This is a genomic window from Streptomyces sp. NPDC052496 (assembly GCF_040679095.1).
GTDB lineage: Bacteria > Actinomycetota > Actinomycetes > Streptomycetales > Streptomycetaceae > Streptomyces.
Genome location: NZ_JBFAUH010000049.1, coordinates 1 through 22,225, shown reverse-complemented (window position 1 = coordinate 22,225; position 22,225 = coordinate 1). Strand labels below are relative to the sequence as shown.

The window sequence follows — 22,225 nt, the reverse complement described above, 5'->3', positions numbered from 1 at the left end:
GGGGGAGGGGGCCTGACCTGCGCGTCAGACCCTGGGCGCGCAGCTGAGCACATGCGTCTTCAGCAGCTCGCCGATCCTCGGATCGCGCCGCCGGAACGCGTCCACGATCTCCTGGTGGTCCCGCGCGTGCGAGCGCGGCTCCGGGCTGAACCAGCGGATCGACAGCGTGGTCCACACCTCGACGCCCAGCGACTCCCAGGTGTGCAGCAGGACGGCGTTACGGGCGGCCCGCACGATCTCCCGGTGGAAGGCCACCGTGTGCCGCACCTGCGCCTCCCCGTCGCCGTGCCGGTCCGCCTCGCACAGCGCCGCCACCTCCCGGTCCAGCGCCGCGGTGTCCTCGGCCAGCCGCCCGGCGGCCAGCTCCGCGGCCACCTGCTCCAGGCCCGCCCGGACCGGGTAGCTCTCCTTGAGGTCGTCGGCGGTCAGATTCCGTACCCGTACGCCCTTGTTCGGAGCCGATTCGATCAGCTGGAGCGACTCCAGCTCGCGCAGCGCCTCCCGTACGGGCGTCTGGCTGACCTCCAGCTCGACCGCGATCCGCCGTTCCACGATCCGCTCGCCGGGCTGCCAGCGGCCGCTGACGATCCCTTCGAGGATGTGCTCGCGGATCTGCTCGCGGAGCGAATGGACGACGGGCGGGGTCATGACGTGCTCCTTCAGAGCGTGCGGCAGACGGGCGGCCGGGAACCCGCACCATGAGGCGGTACGGGAGACCACCGCAGGACGGCCATTATCCGTGCAACGAAAACGGGTCGGCCCCGGCTCGTACGAACTTGTACGAACCGGGGCCGACCCTGCACACCTGCGCGGTGGCTACCGTGCTCAGAGACCGATCTCGGTCTCGAACTCGCCGGCCTCCAGGATCTGCTTGACCGTCGTCAGGTAACGGGCCGCGTCGGCACCGTCCACCAGGCGGTGGTCGTAGGAGAGCGCCAGGTAGGTCATGTGGCGCACGGCGATGGTCTCGCCCAGCTCCGGGTGGTCGACGACCACCGGGCGCTTGACGGTGGCACCGATGCCCAGGATGCCGACCTGGTTCGGCGGCACGATGACCGTGTCGAACAGCGCACCGCGCGAGCCGGTGTTGCTGATCGTGAAGGTCGCGCCCGACATGTCGTCCGGGCTGATCTTGTTGGTGCGGACCTTGCCGGCCAGCTCCGCGGTCTTGCGGGCGATGCCGGCGATGTTCAGGTCGCCCGCACCCTTGATGACCGGGGTCATCAGGCCCTTCTCCGCGTCCACCGCGATACCGACGTTCTCGGTGTCGAAGTAGGTGATCGTGCCCTCGTCCTCGTTGATCCGGGCGTTGACGACCGGGTGGGCCTTCAGCGCCTGGACAGCGGCCTTGACGAAGAACGGCATCGGGGAGAGCTTGACGCCCTCACGCTGCGCGAAGGCGTCCTTGGCCTTGTTGCGCATCCGCATGATCTTGGTGATGTCCACCTCGACCACGGAGGTCAGCTGCGCCTGGCCGTGCAGGGCCTTCATCATGTTGTCGCCGATGACCTTGCGCATCCGCGGCATCTTGACGGTCTGGCCACGCAGCGGCGACGCCTCGATGGCCGGACCCGTCGACTTGGCAGCGGCGGCAGCGGCCGGAGCGGCCTGCTTGGCGGCCTCGGCGGCGGCGATGACGTCCTGCTTGCGGATCCGGCCACCGACACCGGTGCCCTTGACCGAGCCCAGGTCCACGCCGTTCTCCTGGGCCAGCTTGCGGACCAGGGGAGTGACGTACGCGGCGTCCGCCTCACCCGCGGCCGGAGCCGGGGTGACGGGGGCGGCGGCCGGAGCCGGCGCGGGGGCCGGAGCGGCGGGGGCCGGGTCCGGGGCGGGGGTGGTCACGGCCTGCGGAGCCGGAGCCGAGGGGGCCTGCGGAGCCGGAGCGGGGGCCTCCTGCTGGGGAGCCTCCTGCTTCGGGGCCTCCTGGGCGGGGGCCGGAGCCGGGGCGGCGGGGGCCTCGGCCTGGGCCGGGGCAGCGCCCTTCTGGCCGATGACGGCGAGCTTGGCGCCGACCTCGGCGGTCTCGTCCTCGCCCACCAGGATCTCCAGCAGAGTGCCGGCGGTGGGGGCGGGGATCTCGGTGTCGACCTTGTCGGTGGAGACCTCGAGCAGCGGCTCGTCCTCGGCCACCTCCTCGCCGACCTCCTTGAGCCAGCGGGTGACGGTGCCCTCGGTCACGCTCTCGCCGAGCGCGGGGAGGACGACGTCCGTGCCCTGGGCGCCGCCGGCCGGGGCCGCGGGGGCCTCCTGCTGGGGGGCTTCCTGGGCGGGGGCCTCCTGGGCCGGAGCCGCCGCGGGCTCGGGCTGGGCGGCCGGGGCCTCGGCGGGCGCCTCGGCCTGGGCCGGGGCGGACTCGGCCGCGGGCGCGCCGCTGCCGTCGTCGATGATGGCCAGCTCGGCGCCGACCTCGACGGTCTCGTCCTCGGCCACCTTGATGGAGGCCAGCACGCCGGCGGCGGGGGCGGGGATCTCGGTGTCGACCTTGTCGGTCGACACCTCCAGCAGGGGCTCGTCGGCCTCTACGCGCTCACCCTCGGCCTTCAGCCAGCGGGTGACGGTGCCCTCGGTGACGCTCTCGCCGAGCGCCGGAAGGGTTACGGAAACCGCCATGGTTTCTCTTGCTCCTTACAGAAAAGTGCGGATGTGGTCGCGCCCGGACCGGGATCAGTCGTGGGAGTGCAGAGGCTTGCCGGCCAGGGCCAGGTGGGCCTCGCCGAGCGCCTCGTTCTGCGTCGGGTGCGCGTGGATGAGCTGCGCAACCTCGGCCGGCAGGGCCTCCCAGTTGTAGACCAGCTGGGCCTCGCCGACCTGCTCGCCCATACGGTCACCGACCATGTGGACGCCGACCACGGCACCGTCCTTGACCTGGACGAGCTTGATCTCGCCCGCGGTCTTGAGGATCTTGCTCTTGCCGTTGCCCGCGAGGTTGTACTTCAGGGCGACGACCTTGTCGGCACCGTACAGCTCCTTGGCCTTCGCCTCGGTGATCCCCACCGAAGCGACCTCGGGGTGGCAGTACGTCACGCGCGGCACGCCGTCGTAGTCGATCGGCACGGTCTTCAGGCCGGCCAGCCGCTCCGCCACCAGGATGCCCTCGGCGAAGCCGACGTGCGCGAGCTGGAGGGTCGGGACGAGGTCACCGACGGCCGAGATCGTCGGCACGTTGGTCTGCATGTACTCGTCGACCAGGACGTAGCCGCGGTCCATGGCGACCCCGGCCTCCTCGTAGCCCAGGCCCTGGGAGACCGGGCCGCGGCCGATGGCGACCAGCAGCACCTCGGCCTCGAAGGTCTTGCCGTCGGCCAGCGTGACCTTGACGCCGTCCTGGGTGTACTCGGCCTTGTCGAAGAAGGTGCCCAGGTTGAACTTGATGCCGCGCTTGCGGAAGGCCCGCTCCAGCAGCTTGGAGCTGTTCTCGTCCTCGACCGGGACGAGGTGCTTGAGGCCCTCGACGATGGTCACGTCGGTGCCGAAGGACTTCCACGCCGAGGCGAACTCGACGCCGATGACGCCGCCGCCCAGCACGATCGCCGACTTCGGCACGCGGTCCAGCTTCAGCGCGTGGTCCGAGGAGATGATGCGGTCGCCGTCGATGTTCAGGCCCGGCAGGGACTTCGGCACGGAGCCGGTCGCCAGCAGGACGTGGCGGCCCTGGACGCGCTGCCCGTTCACGTCGACGGAGGTGGGGGAGGACAGCCGGCCCTCACCCTCGATGTAGGTCACCTTGCGGGAGGCGACCAGGCCCTGCAGCCCCTTGTACAGGCCCGAGATGACCTCGTCCTTGTACTTGTGGACGCCCTCGATGTCGATGCCGTCGAAGGTGGCCTTGACACCGAACTGCGCGGCTTCGCGGGCCTGGTCCGCGATCTCGCCGGCGTGCAGCAGGGCCTTGGTGGGGATGCAGCCGTTGTGCAGGCAGGTGCCGCCGAGCTTGTTCTTCTCGATCAGGGCGACGTCCAGGCCCAGCTGCGCCCCGCGCAGGGCAGCGGCGTAACCGCCGCTACCGCCTCCGAGGATCACTAGGTCGAAAACGGTGCTGGCGTCGTTCGCCACGTCACGTCCTCCATGCATGGGTACGCCGGAGCCGGTCGTCGGTGACCGGGCGGCGGCTGTTGATCGGCCGCTTCTTGGATCGGCCCTGGGTAAGGGGGGCCCTGTCCTGCCAAGAACCCATCTTCGCACTTGTTGAACGCGACCGGGACGGCGGGCCGGGCTGTGGGACGGCACGATGGCCGTTCCTGGGGGTTGCGCGTGCGGTTACTCAGGCGTACGGGTGTACGGATTTCGTCGAGGGCGAACACGCGCGTACGGCCCCGGAGCACCGGGGCCGGAACACGCGCGTACGGCCCCGGACGCGGGGCCCGGAGCCGTACCGACAAAAGTGGAGCAACCGCGACAGGGTCAGCCGAGGTCGCCGTCCGCGGTGCGCTCGGCCAGCCGCACCAGGGTGCGGACCGCGGAGCCCGTACCACCCTTGGGGGTGTAGCCGTACGGGGCGCTCTCGTGGAAGGCCGGGCCGGCGATGTCCAGGTGCGCCCAGGTGATGCCCTCGCCCACGAACTCCTGGAGGAAGACGCCGGCCAGCAGGCCGCCGCCGGCCCGCTCGCCGATGTTCTTCAGGTCGGCGACCGGGGAGTCCATGGTCCGGCGCAGCTCGGACGGCATCGGCATCGGCCAGGACGGCTCGCCGGCCTCCTCCGCGATCTCGTGCAGGCTTGCCCGGAAGGCGTCGTCGTTGGCCATGATCCCGAAGGTGCGGTTGCCCAGCGCCAGCACCATCGCGCCGGTCAGCGTCGCGACGTCCACGATCGCGTCGGGCTGCTCCTCCGAGGCGCGGGTCAGCGCGTCGGCCAGCACCAGGCGGCCCTCGGCGTCGGTGTTCAGCACCTCGACGGTCTTGCCGCTGTACATGGTCAGCACGTCGCCGGGGCGCATCGCGTTGCCCGACGGCATGTTCTCGGCGAGCGCCAGCCAGCCGGTGACGTTGACCCGCAGGCCCAGCCGGGCGGCGGCCACGACCGCGGCGAACACCGCGGCGGCGCCGCTCATGTCGCACTTCATGGTCTCGTTGTAGCCGGCCGGCTTCAGGGAGATGCCGCCCGAGTCGTAGGTGATGCCCTTGCCGACCAGCGCCAGGGTCTTTTCGGCCTTCGGGTGGGTGTGGGCGATCCGCACCAGGCGCGGCGGGTTGGCCGAGCCCTGGCCGACGCCCATCAGGCCGCCGTAGCCGCCCTTGGTCAGGGCCTTCTCGTCCAGCACCTCGGCCTTGAGGCCGAACTCCTTCGCGGCGGCCTGGGCCTGCGCGGCGAAGGACTTCGGGGTGAGGTCGTTGGAGGGGGTGTTGATCAGGTCGCGGGCGCGGTTGACCTCGGCGGCCAGCGTCTCGGCGCGCTCGGCGGCGGCCTTGAAGGCCTTGTCGCGCGGCTTGCCGCCGAGGATCGCGATCTCGGCCAGCGGGGCCTTGGTGTTGCCCTCGGCCTTCTTGGCGCCGCGCGCGGTCTTCGCGTCGCCGTTGCTGCGGTACGCGGTGAAGGCGTACGCGCCGAGCAGCGCGCCCTCGGCGACCGCCGCCGCGTGACCGGGCTCCGAGGCGGGCAGCGCGAAACCGGCCTTCTTGGTGCCCGACAGGGCGCGGGCCGCGGAGCCGGCGGCGCGGCGCAGCACCTCGGGGTCGTACTCCTCGTCCCCGGCCGGGGCGTCGCCCAGGCCGACCGCCAGCACGACCGCCGACTTCAGGCCGGTGGCCGGCAGCTTGGTGACCTCGCCCTCGGCACCGCTGGCGCCGAGGGTCTCCAGTACGCCGGCGAGCTTGCCGTCGAACGCCTTGTCCACGGCTTCGGCGCCGGGGGCCAGTACGACGCCCTTGGCGCCCTTGGCCACGCCGACGACAACGGTGTCCGCACGCAACGTCGCGGCGGAGGATGTGCTGAGGGTCAGTGCAGTCACGGTGATGAGAATCCTGTTCCGTCCGGGTGTCCGTTTCGCGCCGAGGGCGCTGCTGCGGCCGAGCCTACGCTCGGGTGCGCCGCTCGTGACCGGTTGCTGCCGGATCGGCCTGCCCTGTCACATCTTCACCACCTGCCTCACGGGCCCCAACGGCGCCTGGGCTCGGGGGAGTTACCGGTTCCGGGTGGGGGTGGGTCGACCCGTACGCCGGGGGCCTGTGTCCATACGTCTGCGCCGAATGAGACGTGCGTCACAGTAGTGACGACTGGGGGATGGACGGCCGCGAACCTTCGCATGATGTGCACGAGCCTGCCCGGTACCGCTTCCGGAAGCAGGGGGACTTCCGGGGGGAAGGGACTGCGTCCATGGGGAGCAAGGGCACGCCGGTCAGGCCGGCCAGGGTGGTGACCGCACTCGCCGCCGCATGCGTCACGGCGCTGCCGCTGGTGGTGAGTGCCCCCGCCGCGCAGGCCGCGCCGCCTCCGGCGGCGGACCTCGCGCCGCGTATCGACCTGCGGGTCCTGGTCGTGAGCGACGGGGGCGAGTCCACCGACGCGATCACCGCCGAACTGCGCAGCCAGGGCGTCCCGTACACCACCGTCGACCTGACGAGCCCCGGCCGCCCGGTGATCGACGCGGCGTTCCTCGGCGACACCGTGGACGGCCGGCCGCGTGCCAGGTTCCAGGGCGTCGTCCTGCCGAACGACAACCCCTTCGGCAGCGCCGCCTCCGCCGAGCTGGCGGCTCTGAAGGCGTACGAGACCACGTACAAGATCCCCCAGGTGGACGCGTACACCTACGCGCGGCCCGACGTCGGCCTGCGCACCCCCGACGACGGCGGCTACGCCGGGGTCCTGGACGGCTTCGCCACCCGTACCACCGCCGCGGGCAAGGCGGGCCCCTTCGGCTACCTCAAGGGCGCGGTTCCCTTCGAGGACGCCGACCCGCAGGCCTCCGAGAGCTACGGCTACATCGCGCAGCCGCTGGCCGACCCGCCCGCCGGTGCCACGTTCACCTCGTACCTGGACGCGGCGGTGCCGGGCGGCTCCGCGCGCGGCTCGCTGATCGGCGAGTACGCCCGCGACGGCCGCCGCGAACTGGTCGTCACCTTCGCGCAGAACCGTTTCCAGCAGCAGTTCCGGCTGCTCGCGCGCGGCATCGTGGACTGGCTGACGCAAGGCGTCCACCTGGGTCGGAGCCGCAACTACTTCTCCGTCCAGGTCGACGACATCTTCGCCCCGGACGCCCGCTGGGACGTCGGGAACAACTGCACCCCCGGGGACTTCGACTGCCCGCCGGGCGTGCCGGAGACGCAGCAGATCCGGATGACCGCGGCGGACGCCGCGTACGCCGCCCAGTGGCAGCGCGCCAGCGGCTACCGGCTCGACATGGTCTACAACGCGGGTTCCGGCGAGGAGTGGAAGGCGGAGCACGGCGGGGTGGACGCCATGGCCGACCGGCTGCTCGCCGACAAGGCCGAGTACCGCTGGGTCAACCACACCTGGACCCACCCGTTCCTCGGCTGCGTCCAGGACACCTCGGTCGTGCCCTGGCGCTGCGCCAAGGACCTGTTCGGCCGCACCCGGTGGACCAGCGGCAGCGAGATCACCGCGGAGATCGGGAAGAACCACGCCTGGGGCGTGGCCAAGGGCCTGGACGTGGACCCCGCGGAGCTGGTCACCGGCGAGCACTCCGGCCTCAAGACGCTGCCGCAGCAGCCGCAGGACAACCCCGACCTGGCGCCCGCGCTGGCCGCCACCGGCGTCACGTGGCTGGCGAGCGACAACTCACGGGAGTCCGCGCAGCGCCCGGTCGGTACGGCGCTGACCGTGCCGCGCTACCCGATGAACGTGTACTACAACGTGGGCAAGGCGGCCGAAGAGGTCGACGAGTACAACTGGATCTACACCAGCAAGGCCGACGGCGGCAGCGGGATCTGCGAGACCGACCCCCACTCGACCTGTCTGCCCGCGCCGCTGCCCACCTCCACGGGCTACGCCTCGTACATCGTCCCGCAGGAGGCGCGGACCGCCCTCGGGCATGCTCTGGCCAACGATCCGCGGCCGCACTACCTCCACCAGTCCAACCTCGCCGAGGACCGGATCGCCTACCCGGTTCTGGACAAAGTTCTGGCCGACTATCGCGGCTTCTTCGAGGACAGCACCCCGGTCGTCAACCAGCGCCACCGCGACATCGGACGCGAGATGCAGCAGCGTGCGGCCTGGCAGCGGGCCCTGGACGCGGGCTCGGTGACGGCGTACAGAATTGGCGACACTGTCACCGTCACGTCGCCGGCCGGGGTGGCCGCTGCGGCTACGATGCCCGACGGAACCAGAACGCAACGTGCCGACGGGACCGTGGAATTCGGCGAGAGGTATGCCGGACGGGTATCGGAGTGGGCCACAGCGCAGTCGCCCGGAGCGGCCATCACGCTCAAGCTCCCGACGACGGCCTGACGCGTTCCCGGCACCGCCCGGCCCGCGCACCCGGCCGGGCGCGCCGGGACCGGGCGGCCGGCGTCCGCCCCGTCCCGCCGCCACCGCAGCCGCTGTACCGCACCGACCCCTGCCCGCCACCGCACCCGACGGCGCGCGGCGGCCCCGCCCGTCCCGCCGCAGCTGTGCACCGCCGCACAGCCCGTCGCACGCCCGCTCCTCGCACCACAGATCCCGCACCGATGTACCCGTACGGAACCACCGCGCCCGCACCGACGCACCGGTGCGCCACGGCGCACCCGCACCCGGACACCCGGACGGACGCGCAGGTACGGACGCGTCCGCACCGGTGTCCCGCGGCTGTGCCCGCACCGGCGCCGGCGCACCGCACCCCGCCCCCGCGCACGTCCCCGCAGCACCACCCGTCCCCGCACGTCCCCGCAGTTCCGTCCGCGCACGCCGCACCAGGCCGGCACGGCCGCCGGCCGCGCCCGCGCGACGCGCCCGCACGGTGCCCGCAGCACCCGCGCCCGCGCCTTCCGTACCGCATCACCCAGCACTCATCCCGGGGGGATTCGCCATGAACGCAACCCTGTACGAGGTCGGCAGCCGAAGTCCGCGGCCCGCCGGCGGGCCGCAGCCCGGCCGGCACGTCACCATGCTCACCGAGGGCACCTACCCGCACGTCCACGGCGGTGTCTCCACCTGGTGCGACCAGCTCGTACGCGGGATGCCCGAGGTCCGCTTCAACGTCGTCGCGCTCACCGGCAGCGGCCGTGAGCCGGTGACCTGGGACCTGCCCGACAACGTCTACGCGCGCTCCTCGGTGCCCATGTGGGGCCCGCCGCCGGGCCGCCGCACCGCCGGGCTCCTGCGGGGACGCGAACGGCGCCGCTTCGTCGACACCTACGAGCGCTTCCTGCTGTCCATGCTGGACCCGCAGTCCTGCACCGACTTCGGCACCGAGCTGTACGCGCTGGCCGCGCTCGCCCGCGAGGGACGGCTGAGCGCCGCGCTGCGCACCGAGTCCGCGCTGCGCTCCCTGATGTGGATCTGGACCCTGCCGCACGTCGCCACGCGCGCTGCCGAGCCCACCGTGCACGACGCGCTGACCGCCACCGACCTGCTGGAACACGCACTGCGCCCGCTGTCCGTACGCATCCCGGAGGACAGCGTCGCGCACGCGGTCAGCAACGGGCTGGCCTGCCTGCCCGCGCTCGCCGCCAAGAAGTTCGACGGCGTACCGTTCCTGCTCACCGAGCACGGCATCTACCTGCGCGAGCGCTACCTCGGCTACCGCCGCGACGCCCAGCGCTGGCCCGTCAAGGCGCTGATGCTCGGCTTCTACCGGCAGCTCACGGTCGAGAGCTACCGGGCCGCCGACCTCGTCACACCGTGCAACAAGTACAACAAGCGCTGGGAGGAGCGCGGCGGCACCCCGCCCGAGAAGATCCGCACCGTCTACAACGGCGTCGACGTCCAGCTCTTCCCGCACGCCGAACAGGAGCCGGACGAGCCGACGCTGAGCTGGGCCGGGCGGATCGACCCGATCAAGGACCTGGAGACCCTCATCCGGGCCTACGCGCTGTGCCGCGCCGAGGTCCCCGACCTGCGGCTGCGGCTGTTCGGCGGCGTACCGGCCGGCGGCGAGGCGTACCGGACCCGCTGCGAGAAGCTGGCCGCCTCGCTCGGCGTGACCGACGGGCTCAGCTGGGAGGGACGCATCGACGACGTGGCCCGCGCCTACGCCGCCGGCAGCATCGTGATGCTCTCCAGCATCTCCGAAGGCTTCCCGTTCAGCCTCATAGAGGCCATGTCGTGCGGCCGTTCGACCGTCTCGACCGACGTCGGCGGGGTGCGCGAGGCGGTCGGTGACACCGGGCTCGTCGTCCCGCCCCGCGAACCGGAAGCGATGGCCGAGGCCACCCTCGAACTGCTCAAGGGCGGCTGGGAGAAGCGCGCCGAACTCGGCAGCCGGGCCCGGCAGCGGGTCATCGACCAGTTCACCCTGCGCCGCTCGGTCGACGGCTTCCGCACCATCTACCGCGAACTCGACGGCGCCGGCCCGCAGACCGCCGAGCAGCCGCAGGACGAGTGGACCCTCCAGCTGCGCGGGCCGTGGAACACCCCGCTCGCCGCCGACGGGGCCGGCTGGTGAGCGGATCCCTGTGGCTGGTACCGGGGGAAGGGGGCACGGAGCGCACGGACGACCTGCCGGACGTACCGCGGCCCCGGCGCCCGCACTGGGCCGCACCCGACCCGGTCGACGAACTCGCCGCGCGCATGGGCGACCTGATCGCCGCCGCCGTCCACCCCGACGAGATCGCCGCCATCATCGAGTCCGACGGCATGAGCGACGACCAGATCAAGCTCACCTACGGGCGCGAGAACTCCTTCGCCCTCGCCGAGGAGCTGTACGAGCGGGTGCCGCGCCGCTACCCCGAACCGGACCGCGCGCTCACCGACCCCTGGCGGGTCAGCCTGCTCGGCTGCCTGCTGCGCGCCCTGGTCTTCGCCCTGCCCGGACTCGCCTACGTCGTCGGCTCGCACCTGCTGTCCGGCCCGCCGGACGCCCGCGGACTGCCCGCGGGCACGATGCCGCTGCTCGCCGGCGCCCTGGCCGGCTGGGTCTGGAACCAGGCCCTGGCCCACCGCGCCTACTCCTGGCTCGGCCTCGGCGAACGGCGGGCCGCCGCCCGGGCCCTCGCCGTCGGCGCGCCGCTCGGCGCGCTGGCCGGCGCGGCGGTCGCCTGGACCGTGGGCGTGGCCGACGCGGACGCGCCCGGTGCGGTGGCCTTCGCCGCGGGCCAGGCGGCCTACCTGGGCGCGGCCACCACCCTCCTCGTCTTCGGGCGGGAACGGTGGCTGCTGTGCGCGCTGGCCCCGGTCGCGCTCGGCGCCGTACTGATGGCGGTGTACGTACCGCCGGACGCCGTACGGGCCGCCCTGCTCGTCCTGTCGCTCGCCGCGGCCGTCGCGCTGGCCGCCGTCACCGTCCTGCACTGCCGCCGCGAGCCCCGGCAGGACGGGCCCGCGCCGCGCGCCGTGGCCTCCGTGCCGTACGGGATCTTCGGCCTGGCCATCGGCGTGCTGGTGCTGCTCACGGCGCTCGGCGACGTCCTGCGGTACGGGGCCCACGCCGAGGTCGCGGCACCCGCCGCGGTGGCCCTCACACTCAGCATGGGCCCGGCCGAATGGCTGCTGTACCGCTACCGCAGCCGGGCCCTCGCCGGGCTGCGCACCAGCACCACCCCCGCTGGGTTCCGGCGCGCCACCTCGGGCGCGCTGGCCCGGTGCCTGGCCTGCTACCTCGCCGTACTCGCCCTGCTCGGCGGCGTCGGCAGCCTGCTGTGGCGGCAGGGGCCGCCGATGGACTGGGCGCACGGCCTGGGGCTGCTGTGCCTGGGCGTCGTGCTGTGGACCGCGCTGCTCCTCCAGGCGTTCGGGGCGGTGCCGGTCGCGGCGGCGGTGTGCGGCCTGGCCGCGGCCGTCCAGACCGCGATGCTGGCGAGCGGTCCGCTGTCCCCGGCCGTCGCCCAGCTGACGGTCTGCGGCGCCGCCGCACTCGTCCTGGCCGCCGTGGGGTCGGTGCTGCTGGGGCGAGTCACGGCGCACCGCTGAGGCCGGTGGCGGCTTCGGGGCCGAGGCCTCTCCCTCCCTCCCCTTGGCCGGTATTGGCCGGTATCCGACGCCGGGTCCGCGTACCGTCACCCACCCTCGTATCCTCAGCATCTCGTCCCATTTCCGACAGGAGCCCCCGAACCATGACCCGGCCGTCCTCGGGGCAGCCCCGTCCGCCCTCCCGCCAGTTGCTGGTACCGCTCTACGAGCACCCGGCCGAACGCCCCGACGCCTGGCGGCGGTTGGTCGCGGCGGCACCTGACCTGTACGGCGTGGTGCTCAACCCGGCCAACGGCCCGGGCACCGCCCCCGATCCGCACTTCGCCGAGGTCGCCGGCCGGCTGCGGGCCGCGGGCGTACGGCTCCTGGGGTACGCCGACACCGCTTACGGCCGTCGCCCGCACGCGGCCGTCGTGCAGGACCTGTTGCGGCACCGCGACTGGTACGGGACCGACGGCGCCTTCTTCGACCAGGCCGCGTCCGAACCCGAACTCCTCATGCACTACAGCCGCCTGACGGTCGCCGCGCGCGCCGCCGGGGCCGCCACCGTCGTCCTCAACCACGGCGTCCACCCGCACCCCCGCTACCTCGACTTCGCGGACCTTCTGGTCACCTTCGAGAACAGCTGGGCCGCGTACGAGACCGCCGAGATCCCGCCGTGGACCGCCCACCACCCGCCCGAACGGTTCTGCCACCTCATCCACGGCCTCCCCGAGACGTGCGCGCAGGCTGCCGCCGAGCTGGTCCGCCGGCGTGGGGCCGCCGTGCACTGCGCCGTCCCCGGCACCGCGCCGCACCCCTGGGACGCACTTCCGCCCTACTTGGAGACCCCCCGATGAACGCCCCGCACCCCCCGCACCACCGCAAGAGACTCCTGCTCCTCCTCGGCGCGCTCCTGCTCGTCACCACCGCCTGCTCACAGAAGCCGTCCGGCCCGCACGACAAGCCGAGCCCCAGCGCGAGCCCCGGCACCGGCAGCCCCAGCAGCCCCGGCACCCCCAGCGGCAAGCCGCGCCCCATCTGGCACCCGAAGCCGGGCGTCGACTGGCAGTGGCAGCTCACCGGAAAGCTCGACCTCTCCGTGGACGCCCCCGTCTACGACATCGACGGCTTCCGCGAAAAGGCGTCCACGGTCGCCGACCTCCACCAGCGCGGCCGCAAGGTCATCTGCTACATCAGCGTCGGCGCCTACGAGGACTTCCGCCCGGACGCACGCCGGTTCCCCAAGGACGTCATCGGCGAGGAGAACGGCTGGGAAGGCGAGAAGTGGCTCGACATCCGCCGCCTGGACGTACTGCGGCCCCTGATGGCCGAGCGCTTCGACATGTGCCGTGACAAGGGCTTCGACGCGGTCGAGCCGGACAACGTCGACGGCTACAAGAACGACACCGGCTTCGACCTGACCGCCGGGGACCAGCTCGCCTTCAACCGCATGATCGCCAAGCTGGCCCACGACCGAGGCCTGTCCGTCGGCCTCAAGAACGACCTCGACCAGATCCCCCAGCTCGTCGACGACTTCGACTTCGCCGTCAACGAACAGTGCGCCCAGTACGACGAGTGCACCAAGATGACCCCCTTCATCAAGGCGGACAAGCCCGTCTTCCACGTCGAATACGAACTCCAGGCCGACAAGTTCTGCCCCACGACACAGCAACTCCACCTCAGCTCCCTCCAGAAGCGACTCCACCTGGACGCTTGGCGGAAGTCCTGCTGAGGGCGGCTGCCTGACGCCGGCCCCCGGAGCCTGATGGGTGGCGACGGGGGCTCTGCTCTGCCCCGCTCACCCCACCGCCAGCACCACCACCGCCACCAGCCCCGTCGTCTCCGCGACGGCGCCGAAGACGTCGCCGGTGATGCCGCCGAAGCGGTAGCGGCAGCGGCGTAGGGTCGCTTCGCCGGTGGCGAGGGCAAGGAGGGCGGCCAAGGCGCTGTGGAGGGCGCCCGGCAGGCCGGTGTGGGTGCCGAGGGCGGTGGCGAGGGCGATGACGGCGGCGGCCGTGGCGGCTGCCGCGGGGAGGGGGACGGTGCCGGCCACGGCGGCGCCCAGGCCGTCGGGGCGGGCCGGGGGGATGCCGGGGCGGGCGGTGAGGGTGAGGGCGCAGCGGGCGGTGACGGCTGCGACGACGGCGGCTGCCGCGCCGTGGGCCCAGCCGCGTTCGTAGAGGTGGGCGAAGGCTGCCACCTGGGCGAGCAGGGTGAAGAGCAGGGTGATCACGCCGAACGGGCCGATGTCGGACTGCTTCATGATGCGCAGCGCGTCCTCGGCGGGCTTGCCGCTGCCCAGGCCGTCGGCGGTGTCGGCGAGGCCGTCCAGGTGGAGGCCGCGGGTGAGGGCGGCGGGGACGGCGGTGGTGGCGACGGCGGCGAGGAGGGGGCCGCTGTCGAGGAGGAGGAGAGCGGTGCCCAGGGCGGCCGAGGCCAGGCCGATCACGAGCCCGGCGACCGGTGCGCACAGCATCCCGCCGCGCGCTGCCGGCCGGTCCCAGCGGCGGAGCCGTACGGGCAGCACGGTCAGTGTGCCGAAGGCGAAGCGCATGGCGTCCCCGAGGGTGGGGGAAGGCGAGGGGCCGGACGGGGCGGCGGCGTCGTTCATCGCGGCAGGCTAACCCGGCTGTCCCGGTCCGTACGGCGCTAAATTGCCCCTATACCCGACAAATGGGGAGTACGTGGCATGGGTCACTGGTGGTTCCGCAACATCATCGAGCCGGGAAAGTTCCCGCTGCTCCTCGCGCTGGTCTCCTTCGTGCTGACCTTCGTCGTGACCCGGGTGATCACCCGGCTGATCCGCGCCGGGAAGGGGCCCTTCCGCAACATCTCGCCGGGCGGCCTGCACATCCACCACGTCGTGCCGGGTGTGGTGCTGATGGTGGTCGGCGGGTTCACCGCGCTGGCCGGTGGGCGGCACGGGTACGGGTCGGGAATAGCGGCGGTGCTGTTCGGGATGGGTGTCGGGCTGGTGCTGGACGAGTTCGCGCTGATCCTGCACCTGGACGACGTGTACTGGAGCGAGCAGGGCACCAAGAGCGTGGAGATCGTGATCGTCACGGCCGCGCTGGTGGCGCTGATCCTGGGCGGCGCGCTGCCGTTCGGGGTGAACGAGCTGGGGCCCGAAGAGTTCCACAACCGCTTCCGGGTGGTGCGGACCGTGGGGATCAACTTCCTGTTCGCGCTGGTGGCGCTCTTCAAGGGCAAGGGCCGGATGGCGGTGATCGGGGTGTTCGTGCCGTTCGTCGCGCTGTTCGGGGCGGTCCGGCTGGCCCGGCCCAACTCGCCGTGGGCGAAACGGTTCTACCGGCGGCGCCCCAAGGCCCGCGCCAAGGCGAAGGTCCGCGCCTTCCGGCACGACCGGCGCTGGAGCGGGCTGCGCCGCCGGGTGAACCATGTGATCGGCGGGACGCCGACCCATTGAGCGGGCCGGCGGGCCCGGGCCGGCGGGCCCGCCGGGTACCGCTACCGCCGGGGCGCGCGCCGGCAGGCCTCGCCGGCCACCACCGCGGGGACGTAGTCCCGCCGCAGTTCGGCGTAGCAGGCGTGGAAGTTCTCCGTGCCGCCCTTGCCTCCGATGCGGCAGGCCCGTTCGGTCACCTCTTCGTCCGCGCCGGGATGCTGCTCCAGCACGTAGTAGTAGCAAGCCTGTGGCGTGGCCTGGGCGGCCGGGGCCATGGCCACGGCGCCGCCGAGGGCGAGGGTGAGACAGCTGAGGGCGGCAGCGAGACGCTTGGGCATCGCGGTTCCTTTCGGGAGGTTCCCCGAGTACGTGACGCAGGGGACGGCAGTCCCCTCGCCCATCAACGCACCGCGGAGGCCCGGCTGCCCTCCTGACGGCCGCCATTCCGGTGACCGGCGACCAGTGGCCGGCGACCGGCCGACAGCTACGCAGCGGCTCTGGCCCGCTGTTCGCCCCGCGGCTTGCGGCGCCGGTGCAGCACCTCCCACACCCCGCACAGTGCCAGGACCGCGACGACCGCGGCGATGTGCTCCCGGCCCGCCAGGTTGTTCTTGATGAACACCACCTCGTAGACCATCGCCAGCACCACCAGCGCACAGGTGAACCACGCCCGGTAGACCCAGCACACGAAGATCCCCAGGCCGACCACGGCCGCCGAGGGGCCGGTGTCGTGCACGAACGCGTCGGTCGGCGGGAGGCCGACGGGATGGTCGGGGCCGAGCCAGATACCGATCCGCGCGTACATCGTCCCGGCGAGCGTGGCCGCGTACGCGATGGCCAGGGTCCGGGCCCGGCCCAGACAGATCTCGCAGATGCCGAAGACGAGCAGGAGCTGCGCCAGCGCGCCCCACACCGGCAGGTCCAGCGCGGGCACGAACAGCGACAGCGGTGTCCGCAGCAGCGCGAGCCACAGGTGCTCGTCGGCCTGCACGGAGCCGATGTTCTGGACGAACTGGTAGCCCCAGGACTGGTTCTGGACGAACTGGAAGAGGGAGGTGAGCGCGACGGCGGCGATCGTCAGGGGGACCGCCGACAGCTTTTTCGTGCGGAGCCCGGACCGTACGGTCCGGAACAGCAGGCCCCACTCGGCACGCACGGCGCGGCGCAGGACCGGCTCGCTCATCGCTTGGTCTCCAGGTGTCTGCGGTTGAGCCACTTCGGCAGGCCGGGCGCCTCCAGGAACCCCTCGGCGCGGGCGCTCGCGATGCCGATGCGCAGCAGGTCGGTGCTCTTCTCGAAGAGCATGTACCGGGGCTCCCAGACGGGCCGGTATTTCGCGTTGGCGCGATAGAGCGATTCGATCTGCCACCACCGGGAGAAGAAGCTGAGCAGCGAACGCCACAGGCGCAGCACCGGGCCCGCGCCGAGCCGCGCGCCGCGTTCGAAGACGGAGCGGAACATCGCGAAGTTCAGCGAGACCTGGGTGATCTCCACCTCTTTCGCGCGCTGGACCATCTCCAGCACCATGAACTCCACCAGTCCGTTGTCGGAGTCGCGGTCGCGGCGCATCAGGTCGAGGGACAGGCCCTTCCGGCCCCACGGTACGAAGCTGAGCAGCGCGCGCAGCTCCCCGTCCGCGTCGGTGCATTCGAGCATCACGCAGCGCCCGTCGCCGGGGTCGCCGAGGCGGCCCAGCGCCATCGAGAAGCCGCGCTCGGTCTCGCCGTCGCGCCAGTCGTCGGCCAGCTTCAGCAGCCGGTCCATCTCGGCCTCGGGGATGTCCTCGTGGCGGCGGATGCGGACGGTGTAACCGGCGCGCTTGACGCGGTTGTACGCCTGGCGGACGGTGCGCATCGCGCGCCCCTCCAGCGTGAACTCCTCCGTGTCCACGATCGCCTCGTCACCCAGCTCCAGCGCGTCCAGGCCGTGCCGGGCGTAGATCGTGCCGCCCTCCTCGCTCGCGCCCATCACGGCGGGCGTCCAGCCGTGCGAGCGGGCCTCGGCGAGCCACCGGTCGATGGCGCCGGGCCAGGCCTCCGGGTCGCCGATCGGGTCGGCGGAGGCGAGCGAGACCCCGCCGACCACGCGGTAGGTGACGGCGGCCTTGCCGGTGGGGGACCAGATGACGCTCTTGTCGCGGCGCAGCGCGAAGTAGCCCAGCGAGTCCCGGTCGCCCTGGCGGGCCAGCAGCCCGCGCAGCCGCTCCTCGTCCTCGGCGGTGATCGGGTCGGTGCTGCGTACGGAGCGGAAGGCGGCCCACAGCACGAGCAGCAGCAGGACCGTGCTCATGACGTTGATGACGACGTTGACCCAGTTCGGCGTGGCGATGCCGGGGAAGCGGTCCTCGTCGGCGGCGATGGAGACCAGCCGCATGACGCCGTAGCGCCAGCGGTCCAGGAAGGAGGCGTGGTGGCTGTCGTGCGCGGTGTTGGCGAGGGTGACCAGCAACGCCGCGAGCAGCGAGGTCACCAGCAGGCCGCCGAGCGCGACGGCCGCGGCCAGCTTGGGGTTGGAGCGGTCGCCCTTGGCGTAGAACTCGGTGCGGCCGACGAGCAGCGAGACGACGAACAGCAGTGTCACGGCGAAGGAGAACCAGTTCTGCCCGTGCTGCCGGAACTCCGGCGCCACCACCATCGCGAGCGCGAACAGCGCCAGGAAGAGCCCGGACAGCACCAGGTTCAGTATCCAGGCGGCGCGTTTGCGGTGGCGCATGGTGACGGCGAAGAACAGCGAGAAGACGCCGGACGCGAACCCCGCGGTGAGCAGGTACGGGGTGAAGAACTCGTCGACGTTGTGCCGGCGGATGTCCTGGCCGAACGACACCCACACGGCGCTGAGGACATTGATGAAGGTGACGGCGCGCAGATACCAGACGGCGTACGCGGCGCCGCGTCGTGACCACCGACCGCGGGTGCGGTCCTCATCCGGGCTCAAACGGACTTCTCCCATGAAACTTGATCATATGGGGGCGTCGTCGATGCCCGGATCCGCTGGAATCCGGCCACTTCACAGCGGCGCGGGCCGTCGCCGGCCGGCGCCGCTCAGTCGCGTACGGGCAGGTCTGCCGCCAGGGCCGCGGCCGCCTGCACCAGTGGCATGGCGAGCAGCGATCCCGTCCCCTCACCAGCAGTGACGCCGTGATCGAGCAAAGGGTTGAGCGCGATCCGGTCCAGTGCCTTGGACTGCGCCGGCTCGCCGCTGACCTGCCCGGCCAGCCACCAGTCCGGCGCCCGGAACGCCACCCGCTGCGCCACCAGCGCGCAGGCCGCCGAGACCACCCCGTCCAGGATCACCGGGGTGCGCCGGACCGCGCTCTGCAGCAGGAACCCGGTGATCGCGGCCAGGTCGGCGCCGCCGGCCGTGGCCAGCAGCTCCAGCTGGTCGCCGAGGACCGGCCGGGCCCGGCGCAGCGCGTCGCGGATCGCCGCGCACTTGCGCATCCAGGCCAGGTCGTCGATGCCCGCGCCGCCGCGCCCGGTGACCACCGACGCGTCGGTGCCGCACAGCGCGGCGGTCAGGGCGCTCGCGGCGGTGGTGCCGCCCACACTCAGGTCGCCGAGCGCGATGAGGTCCGTACCGGCGTCCGCCTCCTCGTCGGCGACCGCCATACCCGCCCGAAAGGCCCGCTCGGCCTCCTCGGCCGTCAGCGCGTCCTCGATGTCGATCCGGCCCGAACCGCGCCGTACCCGGTGCCGGGTGACGTCCTCCGGCAGCTCCGCGGGATCGCAGTCCACCGCTATGTCGACGACCCGCACCGGCACCCCGGCCCGGCGCGCCAGGACCGCCGCCGGACTGGACCCGTCCAGCACGTCCTGGACGAGCTTGCGCGTCGTACCGGCCGGACGGCCCGAGACGTCCAGCGACGCCACCCCGTGATCACCCGCGAACAGCACCACGCGCGGCCGCTCGACCGGCCGTACCGGCACCTGCTGCTGCGCGGCGGCCAGCCACTCGCCCAGCTCGTCCAGCCGGCCCAGGGCCCCGGGCGGCACCGCCAGCCGCTGCCGGCGCTCCTCGGCATCGCGGCGCGCACCGCCGTCCGGGCGCTCGATCAGGTGGGCGAAGTCATCGAGGTTCAGGGCGCTCATTCGGCGCAGATTACCGGGAACGGTGCCCGGCGGCCCGCTCCGGGTCGGCCGGGGCGCCGCCGCGGCCGGTGGCCGGAGCGGGCGCAGGGGCCGGGCGGGAGCCGGAGCCGGGGTCCGGGATGCCCGGGCGGGAGCCGAAGCGGATCTCGGTGACCGTGCGGGCGGGGGTGTGCAGCAGTGGTACGGACGCGCGCCAGCGCGCCAGGCGCCCGGCGAGCGGCCCGCGGCCGGGCGGCGGCACCTCGCGGACGGTGACGATGTTCGGGTGCGCGCTCGCGATCCTCGGCCGGTCGGCGGCGTTCACGCCCCAGCGCAGGGGGGTACGCACGTCCGTACGCGGCCCGTCCCGGCCCGTACACCAGCGGGGCACCGCGTCGAAGACCAGCGCGCCGCCGGGGAAGCGCTCCGCGCACGCCGCGAGGAGCGCCCGCACCTCGGGCGGCCGGAGGAACATCAGCAGCCCGCGCGCGGTCACCACCACCCCGCGCTCCGGCGCCCGCACCGCGTCCAGCCAGCCGGGGCCGGTCACCGGGCAGGCGACCGTGCGCCGCCGGGGCCCGTCCGGCAGCAGCATCCGGCGGACCGCGGCGGCCTCCGGCGGCTGCACGGTCAGCCAGTGCAGCCGCCCGTTGTCCAGGCGCCGGAAGGCGGCGCTGTCCAGCGCCTCGCCGAGCGCGACGACGGTGGCGTACGGGTGCTGCCGTACGTACGCGCGGGCGGCGGCGTCGAAGCGGGCGGCGGCGTCGGAGCGGGCGGCGGCGTCGGAGCGGGGGGAGGGGGAGAAGCGGAAGGAACGGGCGGGAAAGGCGGGCAGGGCGGCTGGTGGCACGTCCGCGCCGGCCGCCGGGCCATCCGTATCGGTCACGGACTCAAGACCACCCGGCGCCGCGGGCCCGGGCAAGCGGACACGGGCGCGCCCCGCCCCGTGTCATCCGCGCAGCGCAAGCGCCTGCCCGGCGACGACCAGCAGGACGTGTTCGCACTCGGCACCGAACATCGCGTTCAGCCGGCCCAGTTCGTCGCGGAACCGGCGGCCGGACGCGGTCGCCGGCACCACCCCCGAACCGACCTCGTTGCTCACCGCCACCACCGGCCGCCGGGTGCCGCGCACCGCCGCGACCAGCTCGTCCACCCGCGCGCGCAGCTCCCGCTCACCGCCCGCCGCCCACTTCTCGTCGTCCCACGCGCCGACCTCGTCCATGGCGTGTGTCAGCCACAGGGCGAGGCAGTCGATCAGCAGCGGCGAGTCGTCCGGGGCGGCCGCGGCGACCACGGCGGGGCCGTCCGGCCGCTCCTCGGGCCGGGCGCCGCCTTCGAGGAGCGGCAGCAGGTCGCAGGTCTCCGCCGTACGCCAGGACGCCGGGCGGCGCTCGCGGTGGGCCGAGACCCGCGCGGCCCACTCGGTGTCCCCGTCCCGGGTGCCGCCGGTCGCGACGTACAGCACGTCGGGGAAGGCGGCCAGCCGCCGCTCGGCCTCCGCCGACTTGCCGCTGCGCGCGCCGCCCAGCACCAGCGTGCGGCGCGGCAGGTCGGGCACCGCGTGGTACTCGCCGACCAGCAGCGACGTGCCGTCCGGCACGGTACGCGCGCCCGCCGCCGCCAGCCGGCGGTGCAGCTCGGGGCCGGGCGGCACGGTGTGGTCCAGGTGGACGCCCAGCACGTCGGTCGCCGCGTCCACGGCGCCGCTCGCGCGCAGCCGCGCCAGCGCGTCCGGCCGCCCCAGCACGTCCAGCAGGACCATGTCGTACGGGCGGACACCGCGGCCGTGCCCCTCGCTCTCGGCCGGCCCGGCCGGCGCGGCACCCGGCGGCAGGTACAGCAGCCGCTCGCCCTCGGCGCCGCCGACCTCGTAACCGGTGCCCGGCACGTCCACCGCGACGGCCCGCACCCGGTGCCCGTCCAGCAGCGCCAGCTCCCGGCCGTCCGCGACCCGCCCCGGCTGCGGCAGCCCGGCGGGCACCTCCATGGCCGGCCCGTCGTGCGGGTGCGAGAGCAGCACCTGCCGCACGGCGGTGAGCGAGTGTCCGGCGCGGGCGGCCGCGAAGGCCGGACCCGGCGTCAGGTCCAGGAGCAGCGCCCCGTCGACGAGCAGCGCGGTGGCCGCCCGCGCCTCGTCGCCGACGGCGCAGGCACAGGCGGCGCAGGGGCAGCCGGGACGCGGCAGCCCGCGGGGGGCTCCGGTGCCGAGGAGAGTCAGTTCCACCCGCCGATTTTCTCCCGCCCGCGCCGACCGGGCGCGCGGGGGCCCGTCTCGACACGGCCGTTAGGCTGCGGAACAGCACGTACGCAGGACGTACCGCCGGACGTATGCCCCGCGCTCGCGGGACGTACGCCGCGCCGTGGCGGGGAATACGCCGGTCGTACGGCGCTCGTACGGGGGACAGCAGGGCGGCACCGCGGCGCGCCGCGGTACGCGGACCAGCAGGCACTCGGTGGGACCTCAGGAGGCGGACATGGCGTGGATGTGGCGGTTCGAGAAGGCCGACGGTACGGAGATGGAGCCCGCGGTGCAGCCGGAGGACTTCACGACCCAGGGGGACGCGGAGTCCTGGATCGGCGAGGTGTGGAAGGACCTGCTCGACGGGGGCGTGGACCAGGTCCGGCTGTTCGAGGACGGTGCCGAGGTGTACGCGGCGCCGATGAGCCTGCACGCCGACGCGGGCTGAGCGGCGCGCGCCCGCCGGACCGGGCCGCGCTCCGGCCCGGCGGGCGCCCCGCGTGCGGTGCGGGCCCGGCGTGCGGCG

Annotated in this window: 18 protein-coding genes; 7 read left to right on the top strand and 11 right to left on the bottom strand. The window is 73.4% G+C overall.

The window, feature by feature from the left end; translation table 11 throughout:
- Positions 1 to 24 precede the first annotated feature (24 nt).
- The 4 genes from AB0L45_RS37890 to AB0L45_RS37875 form a co-directional block, all read right to left on the bottom strand.
- On the bottom strand, positions 25 to 648 hold the full coding sequence (locus AB0L45_RS37890; RefSeq protein WP_365848327.1) for a GntR family transcriptional regulator: 624 nt from the start codon (positions 646 to 648) through the stop codon (positions 25 to 27).
- Between the two features lie 177 nt (positions 649 to 825).
- The gene (sucB, locus tag AB0L45_RS37885) at positions 826 to 2,613 is read right to left on the bottom strand and encodes a 2-oxoglutarate dehydrogenase, E2 component, dihydrolipoamide succinyltransferase (protein WP_365848326.1); all 1,788 of its coding nucleotides are present in this window, start codon (positions 2,611 to 2,613) and stop codon (positions 826 to 828) included.
- Between the two features lie 54 nt (positions 2,614 to 2,667).
- The gene (gene lpdA, locus AB0L45_RS37880) at positions 2,668 to 4,056 is read right to left on the bottom strand and encodes a dihydrolipoyl dehydrogenase (protein WP_365848325.1); all 1,389 of its coding nucleotides are present in this window, start codon (positions 4,054 to 4,056) and stop codon (positions 2,668 to 2,670) included.
- 348 nt (positions 4,057 to 4,404) lie between these two features.
- Entirely contained in the window at positions 4,405 to 5,949 is a 1,545-nt protein-coding gene (locus AB0L45_RS37875; RefSeq protein ID WP_365848324.1) for a leucyl aminopeptidase, read from the bottom strand.
- Positions 5,950 to 6,314: 365 nt separating this feature from the next.
- On the opposite strand from AB0L45_RS37875, the gene AB0L45_RS37870 reads away from it, so the two are divergent.
- From AB0L45_RS37870 to AB0L45_RS37850, 5 genes are all read left to right on the top strand, one after another.
- Positions 6,315 to 8,405: a hypothetical protein gene (locus AB0L45_RS37870; protein WP_365848323.1), complete on the top strand. Its 2,091-nt coding sequence runs from the start codon at positions 6,315 to 6,317 to the stop codon at positions 8,403 to 8,405.
- A gap of 637 nt (positions 8,406 to 9,042) precedes the next feature.
- Positions 9,043 to 10,542, top strand: coding sequence for a GT4 family glycosyltransferase PelF (gene pelF / locus AB0L45_RS37865; protein ID WP_365848343.1), 1,500 nt, complete (start codon positions 9,043 to 9,045; stop codon positions 10,540 to 10,542).
- Positions 10,539 to 12,005, top strand: coding sequence for a hypothetical protein (locus AB0L45_RS37860; RefSeq protein WP_365848322.1), 1,467 nt, complete (start codon positions 10,539 to 10,541; stop codon positions 12,003 to 12,005). The genes pelF and AB0L45_RS37860 overlap by 4 nt, the downstream gene beginning before the upstream one ends.
- 143 nt (positions 12,006 to 12,148) lie before the next feature.
- Positions 12,149 to 12,844 carry a spherulation-specific family 4 protein gene (locus AB0L45_RS37855; RefSeq protein WP_365848321.1) on the top strand — a complete coding sequence of 232 codons (696 nt, stop codon included), beginning with the start codon at positions 12,149 to 12,151 and terminating at the stop codon, positions 12,842 to 12,844.
- Positions 12,841 to 13,719, top strand: a complete 879-nt coding sequence (locus AB0L45_RS37850; protein WP_365848320.1) for an endo alpha-1,4 polygalactosaminidase — start codon at positions 12,841 to 12,843, stop codon at positions 13,717 to 13,719. The genes AB0L45_RS37855 and AB0L45_RS37850 overlap by 4 nt, the downstream gene beginning before the upstream one ends.
- A gap of 66 nt (positions 13,720 to 13,785) precedes the next feature.
- On the opposite strand, the gene AB0L45_RS37845 is transcribed toward AB0L45_RS37850, so the two are convergent.
- A complete protein-coding gene (locus AB0L45_RS37845) occupies positions 13,786 to 14,598 on the bottom strand; it encodes an adenosylcobinamide-GDP ribazoletransferase (protein ID WP_365848319.1) in 813 nt (270 codons plus the stop codon).
- A 78-nt stretch (positions 14,599 to 14,676) separates the two neighbouring features.
- On the opposite strand from AB0L45_RS37845, the gene AB0L45_RS37840 reads away from it, so the two are divergent.
- Positions 14,677 to 15,414 (top strand): hypothetical protein, encoded by a 738-nt coding sequence (locus tag AB0L45_RS37840; protein WP_365848318.1) that lies wholly within the window; start codon positions 14,677 to 14,679, stop codon positions 15,412 to 15,414.
- A 41-nt stretch (positions 15,415 to 15,455) separates the two neighbouring features.
- On the opposite strand, the gene AB0L45_RS37835 is transcribed toward AB0L45_RS37840, so the two are convergent.
- The 6 genes from AB0L45_RS37835 to AB0L45_RS37810 form a co-directional block, all read right to left on the bottom strand.
- Entirely contained in the window at positions 15,456 to 15,731 is a 276-nt protein-coding gene (locus AB0L45_RS37835; protein ID WP_365848317.1) for a hypothetical protein, read from the bottom strand.
- Positions 15,732 to 15,877: 146 nt separating this feature from the next.
- Positions 15,878 to 16,576, bottom strand: coding sequence for a hypothetical protein (locus AB0L45_RS37830; RefSeq protein WP_365848316.1), 699 nt, complete (start codon positions 16,574 to 16,576; stop codon positions 15,878 to 15,880).
- Positions 16,573 to 18,342: a phosphatidylglycerol lysyltransferase domain-containing protein gene (locus AB0L45_RS37825; RefSeq protein WP_365848315.1), complete on the bottom strand. Its 1,770-nt coding sequence runs from the start codon at positions 18,340 to 18,342 to the stop codon at positions 16,573 to 16,575. Before AB0L45_RS37825 ends, AB0L45_RS37830 begins: the two co-directional genes overlap by 4 nt.
- 92 nt (positions 18,343 to 18,434) lie before the next feature.
- Positions 18,435 to 19,481, bottom strand: coding sequence for a nicotinate-nucleotide--dimethylbenzimidazole phosphoribosyltransferase (cobT, locus tag AB0L45_RS37820; RefSeq protein WP_365848314.1), 1,047 nt, complete (start codon positions 19,479 to 19,481; stop codon positions 18,435 to 18,437).
- A 10-nt stretch (positions 19,482 to 19,491) separates the two neighbouring features.
- The gene (locus AB0L45_RS37815; protein ID WP_365848313.1) at positions 19,492 to 20,346 is read right to left on the bottom strand and encodes a class I SAM-dependent methyltransferase; all 855 of its coding nucleotides are present in this window, start codon (positions 20,344 to 20,346) and stop codon (positions 19,492 to 19,494) included.
- Between the two features lie 63 nt (positions 20,347 to 20,409).
- Positions 20,410 to 21,684, bottom strand: a complete 1,275-nt coding sequence (locus tag AB0L45_RS37810; protein ID WP_365848312.1) for a bifunctional adenosylcobinamide kinase/adenosylcobinamide-phosphate guanylyltransferase — start codon at positions 21,682 to 21,684, stop codon at positions 20,410 to 20,412.
- Between the two features lie 250 nt (positions 21,685 to 21,934).
- Here AB0L45_RS37810 and AB0L45_RS37805 point away from each other — a divergent pair, with 250 nt between their 5' ends.
- A complete protein-coding gene (locus AB0L45_RS37805) occupies positions 21,935 to 22,147 on the top strand; it encodes a hypothetical protein (RefSeq protein ID WP_365848311.1) in 213 nt (70 codons plus the stop codon).
- The last annotated feature ends 78 nt before the right edge of the window (positions 22,148 to 22,225 follow it).

Bases quoted from the DNA above. Each gene is read 5' to 3' on its own strand.
- AB0L45_RS37890 (WP_365848327.1), bottom strand. From the start codon at position 648: ATGACCCCGCCCGTCGTCCATTCGCTCCGCGAGCAGATCCGCGAGCAC.
- sucB (WP_365848326.1), bottom strand. From the start codon at position 2,613: ATGGCGGTTTCCGTAACCCTTCCGGCGCTCGGCGAGAGCGTCACCGAG.
- AB0L45_RS37870 (WP_365848323.1), top strand. From the start codon at position 6,315: ATGGGGAGCAAGGGCACGCCGGTCAGGCCGGCCAGGGTGGTGACCGCA.
- pelF (WP_365848343.1), top strand. From the start codon at position 9,043: ATGCTCACCGAGGGCACCTACCCGCACGTCCACGGCGGTGTCTCCACC.
- AB0L45_RS37855 (WP_365848321.1), top strand. From the start codon at position 12,149: ATGACCCGGCCGTCCTCGGGGCAGCCCCGTCCGCCCTCCCGCCAGTTG.
- AB0L45_RS37850 (WP_365848320.1), top strand. From the start codon at position 12,841: ATGAACGCCCCGCACCCCCCGCACCACCGCAAGAGACTCCTGCTCCTC.
- AB0L45_RS37845 (WP_365848319.1), bottom strand. From the start codon at position 14,598: ATGAACGACGCCGCCGCCCCGTCCGGCCCCTCGCCTTCCCCCACCCTC.
- AB0L45_RS37840 (WP_365848318.1), top strand. From the start codon at position 14,677: ATGGGTCACTGGTGGTTCCGCAACATCATCGAGCCGGGAAAGTTCCCG.
- AB0L45_RS37835 (WP_365848317.1), bottom strand. From the start codon at position 15,731: ATGCCCAAGCGTCTCGCTGCCGCCCTCAGCTGTCTCACCCTCGCCCTC.
- AB0L45_RS37830 (WP_365848316.1), bottom strand. From the start codon at position 16,576: ATGAGCGAGCCGGTCCTGCGCCGCGCCGTGCGTGCCGAGTGGGGCCTG.
- AB0L45_RS37825 (WP_365848315.1), bottom strand. From the start codon at position 18,342: ATGGGAGAAGTCCGTTTGAGCCCGGATGAGGACCGCACCCGCGGTCGG.
- cobT (WP_365848314.1), bottom strand. From the start codon at position 19,481: ATGAGCGCCCTGAACCTCGATGACTTCGCCCACCTGATCGAGCGCCCG.
- AB0L45_RS37805 (WP_365848311.1), top strand. From the start codon at position 21,935: ATGGCGTGGATGTGGCGGTTCGAGAAGGCCGACGGTACGGAGATGGAG.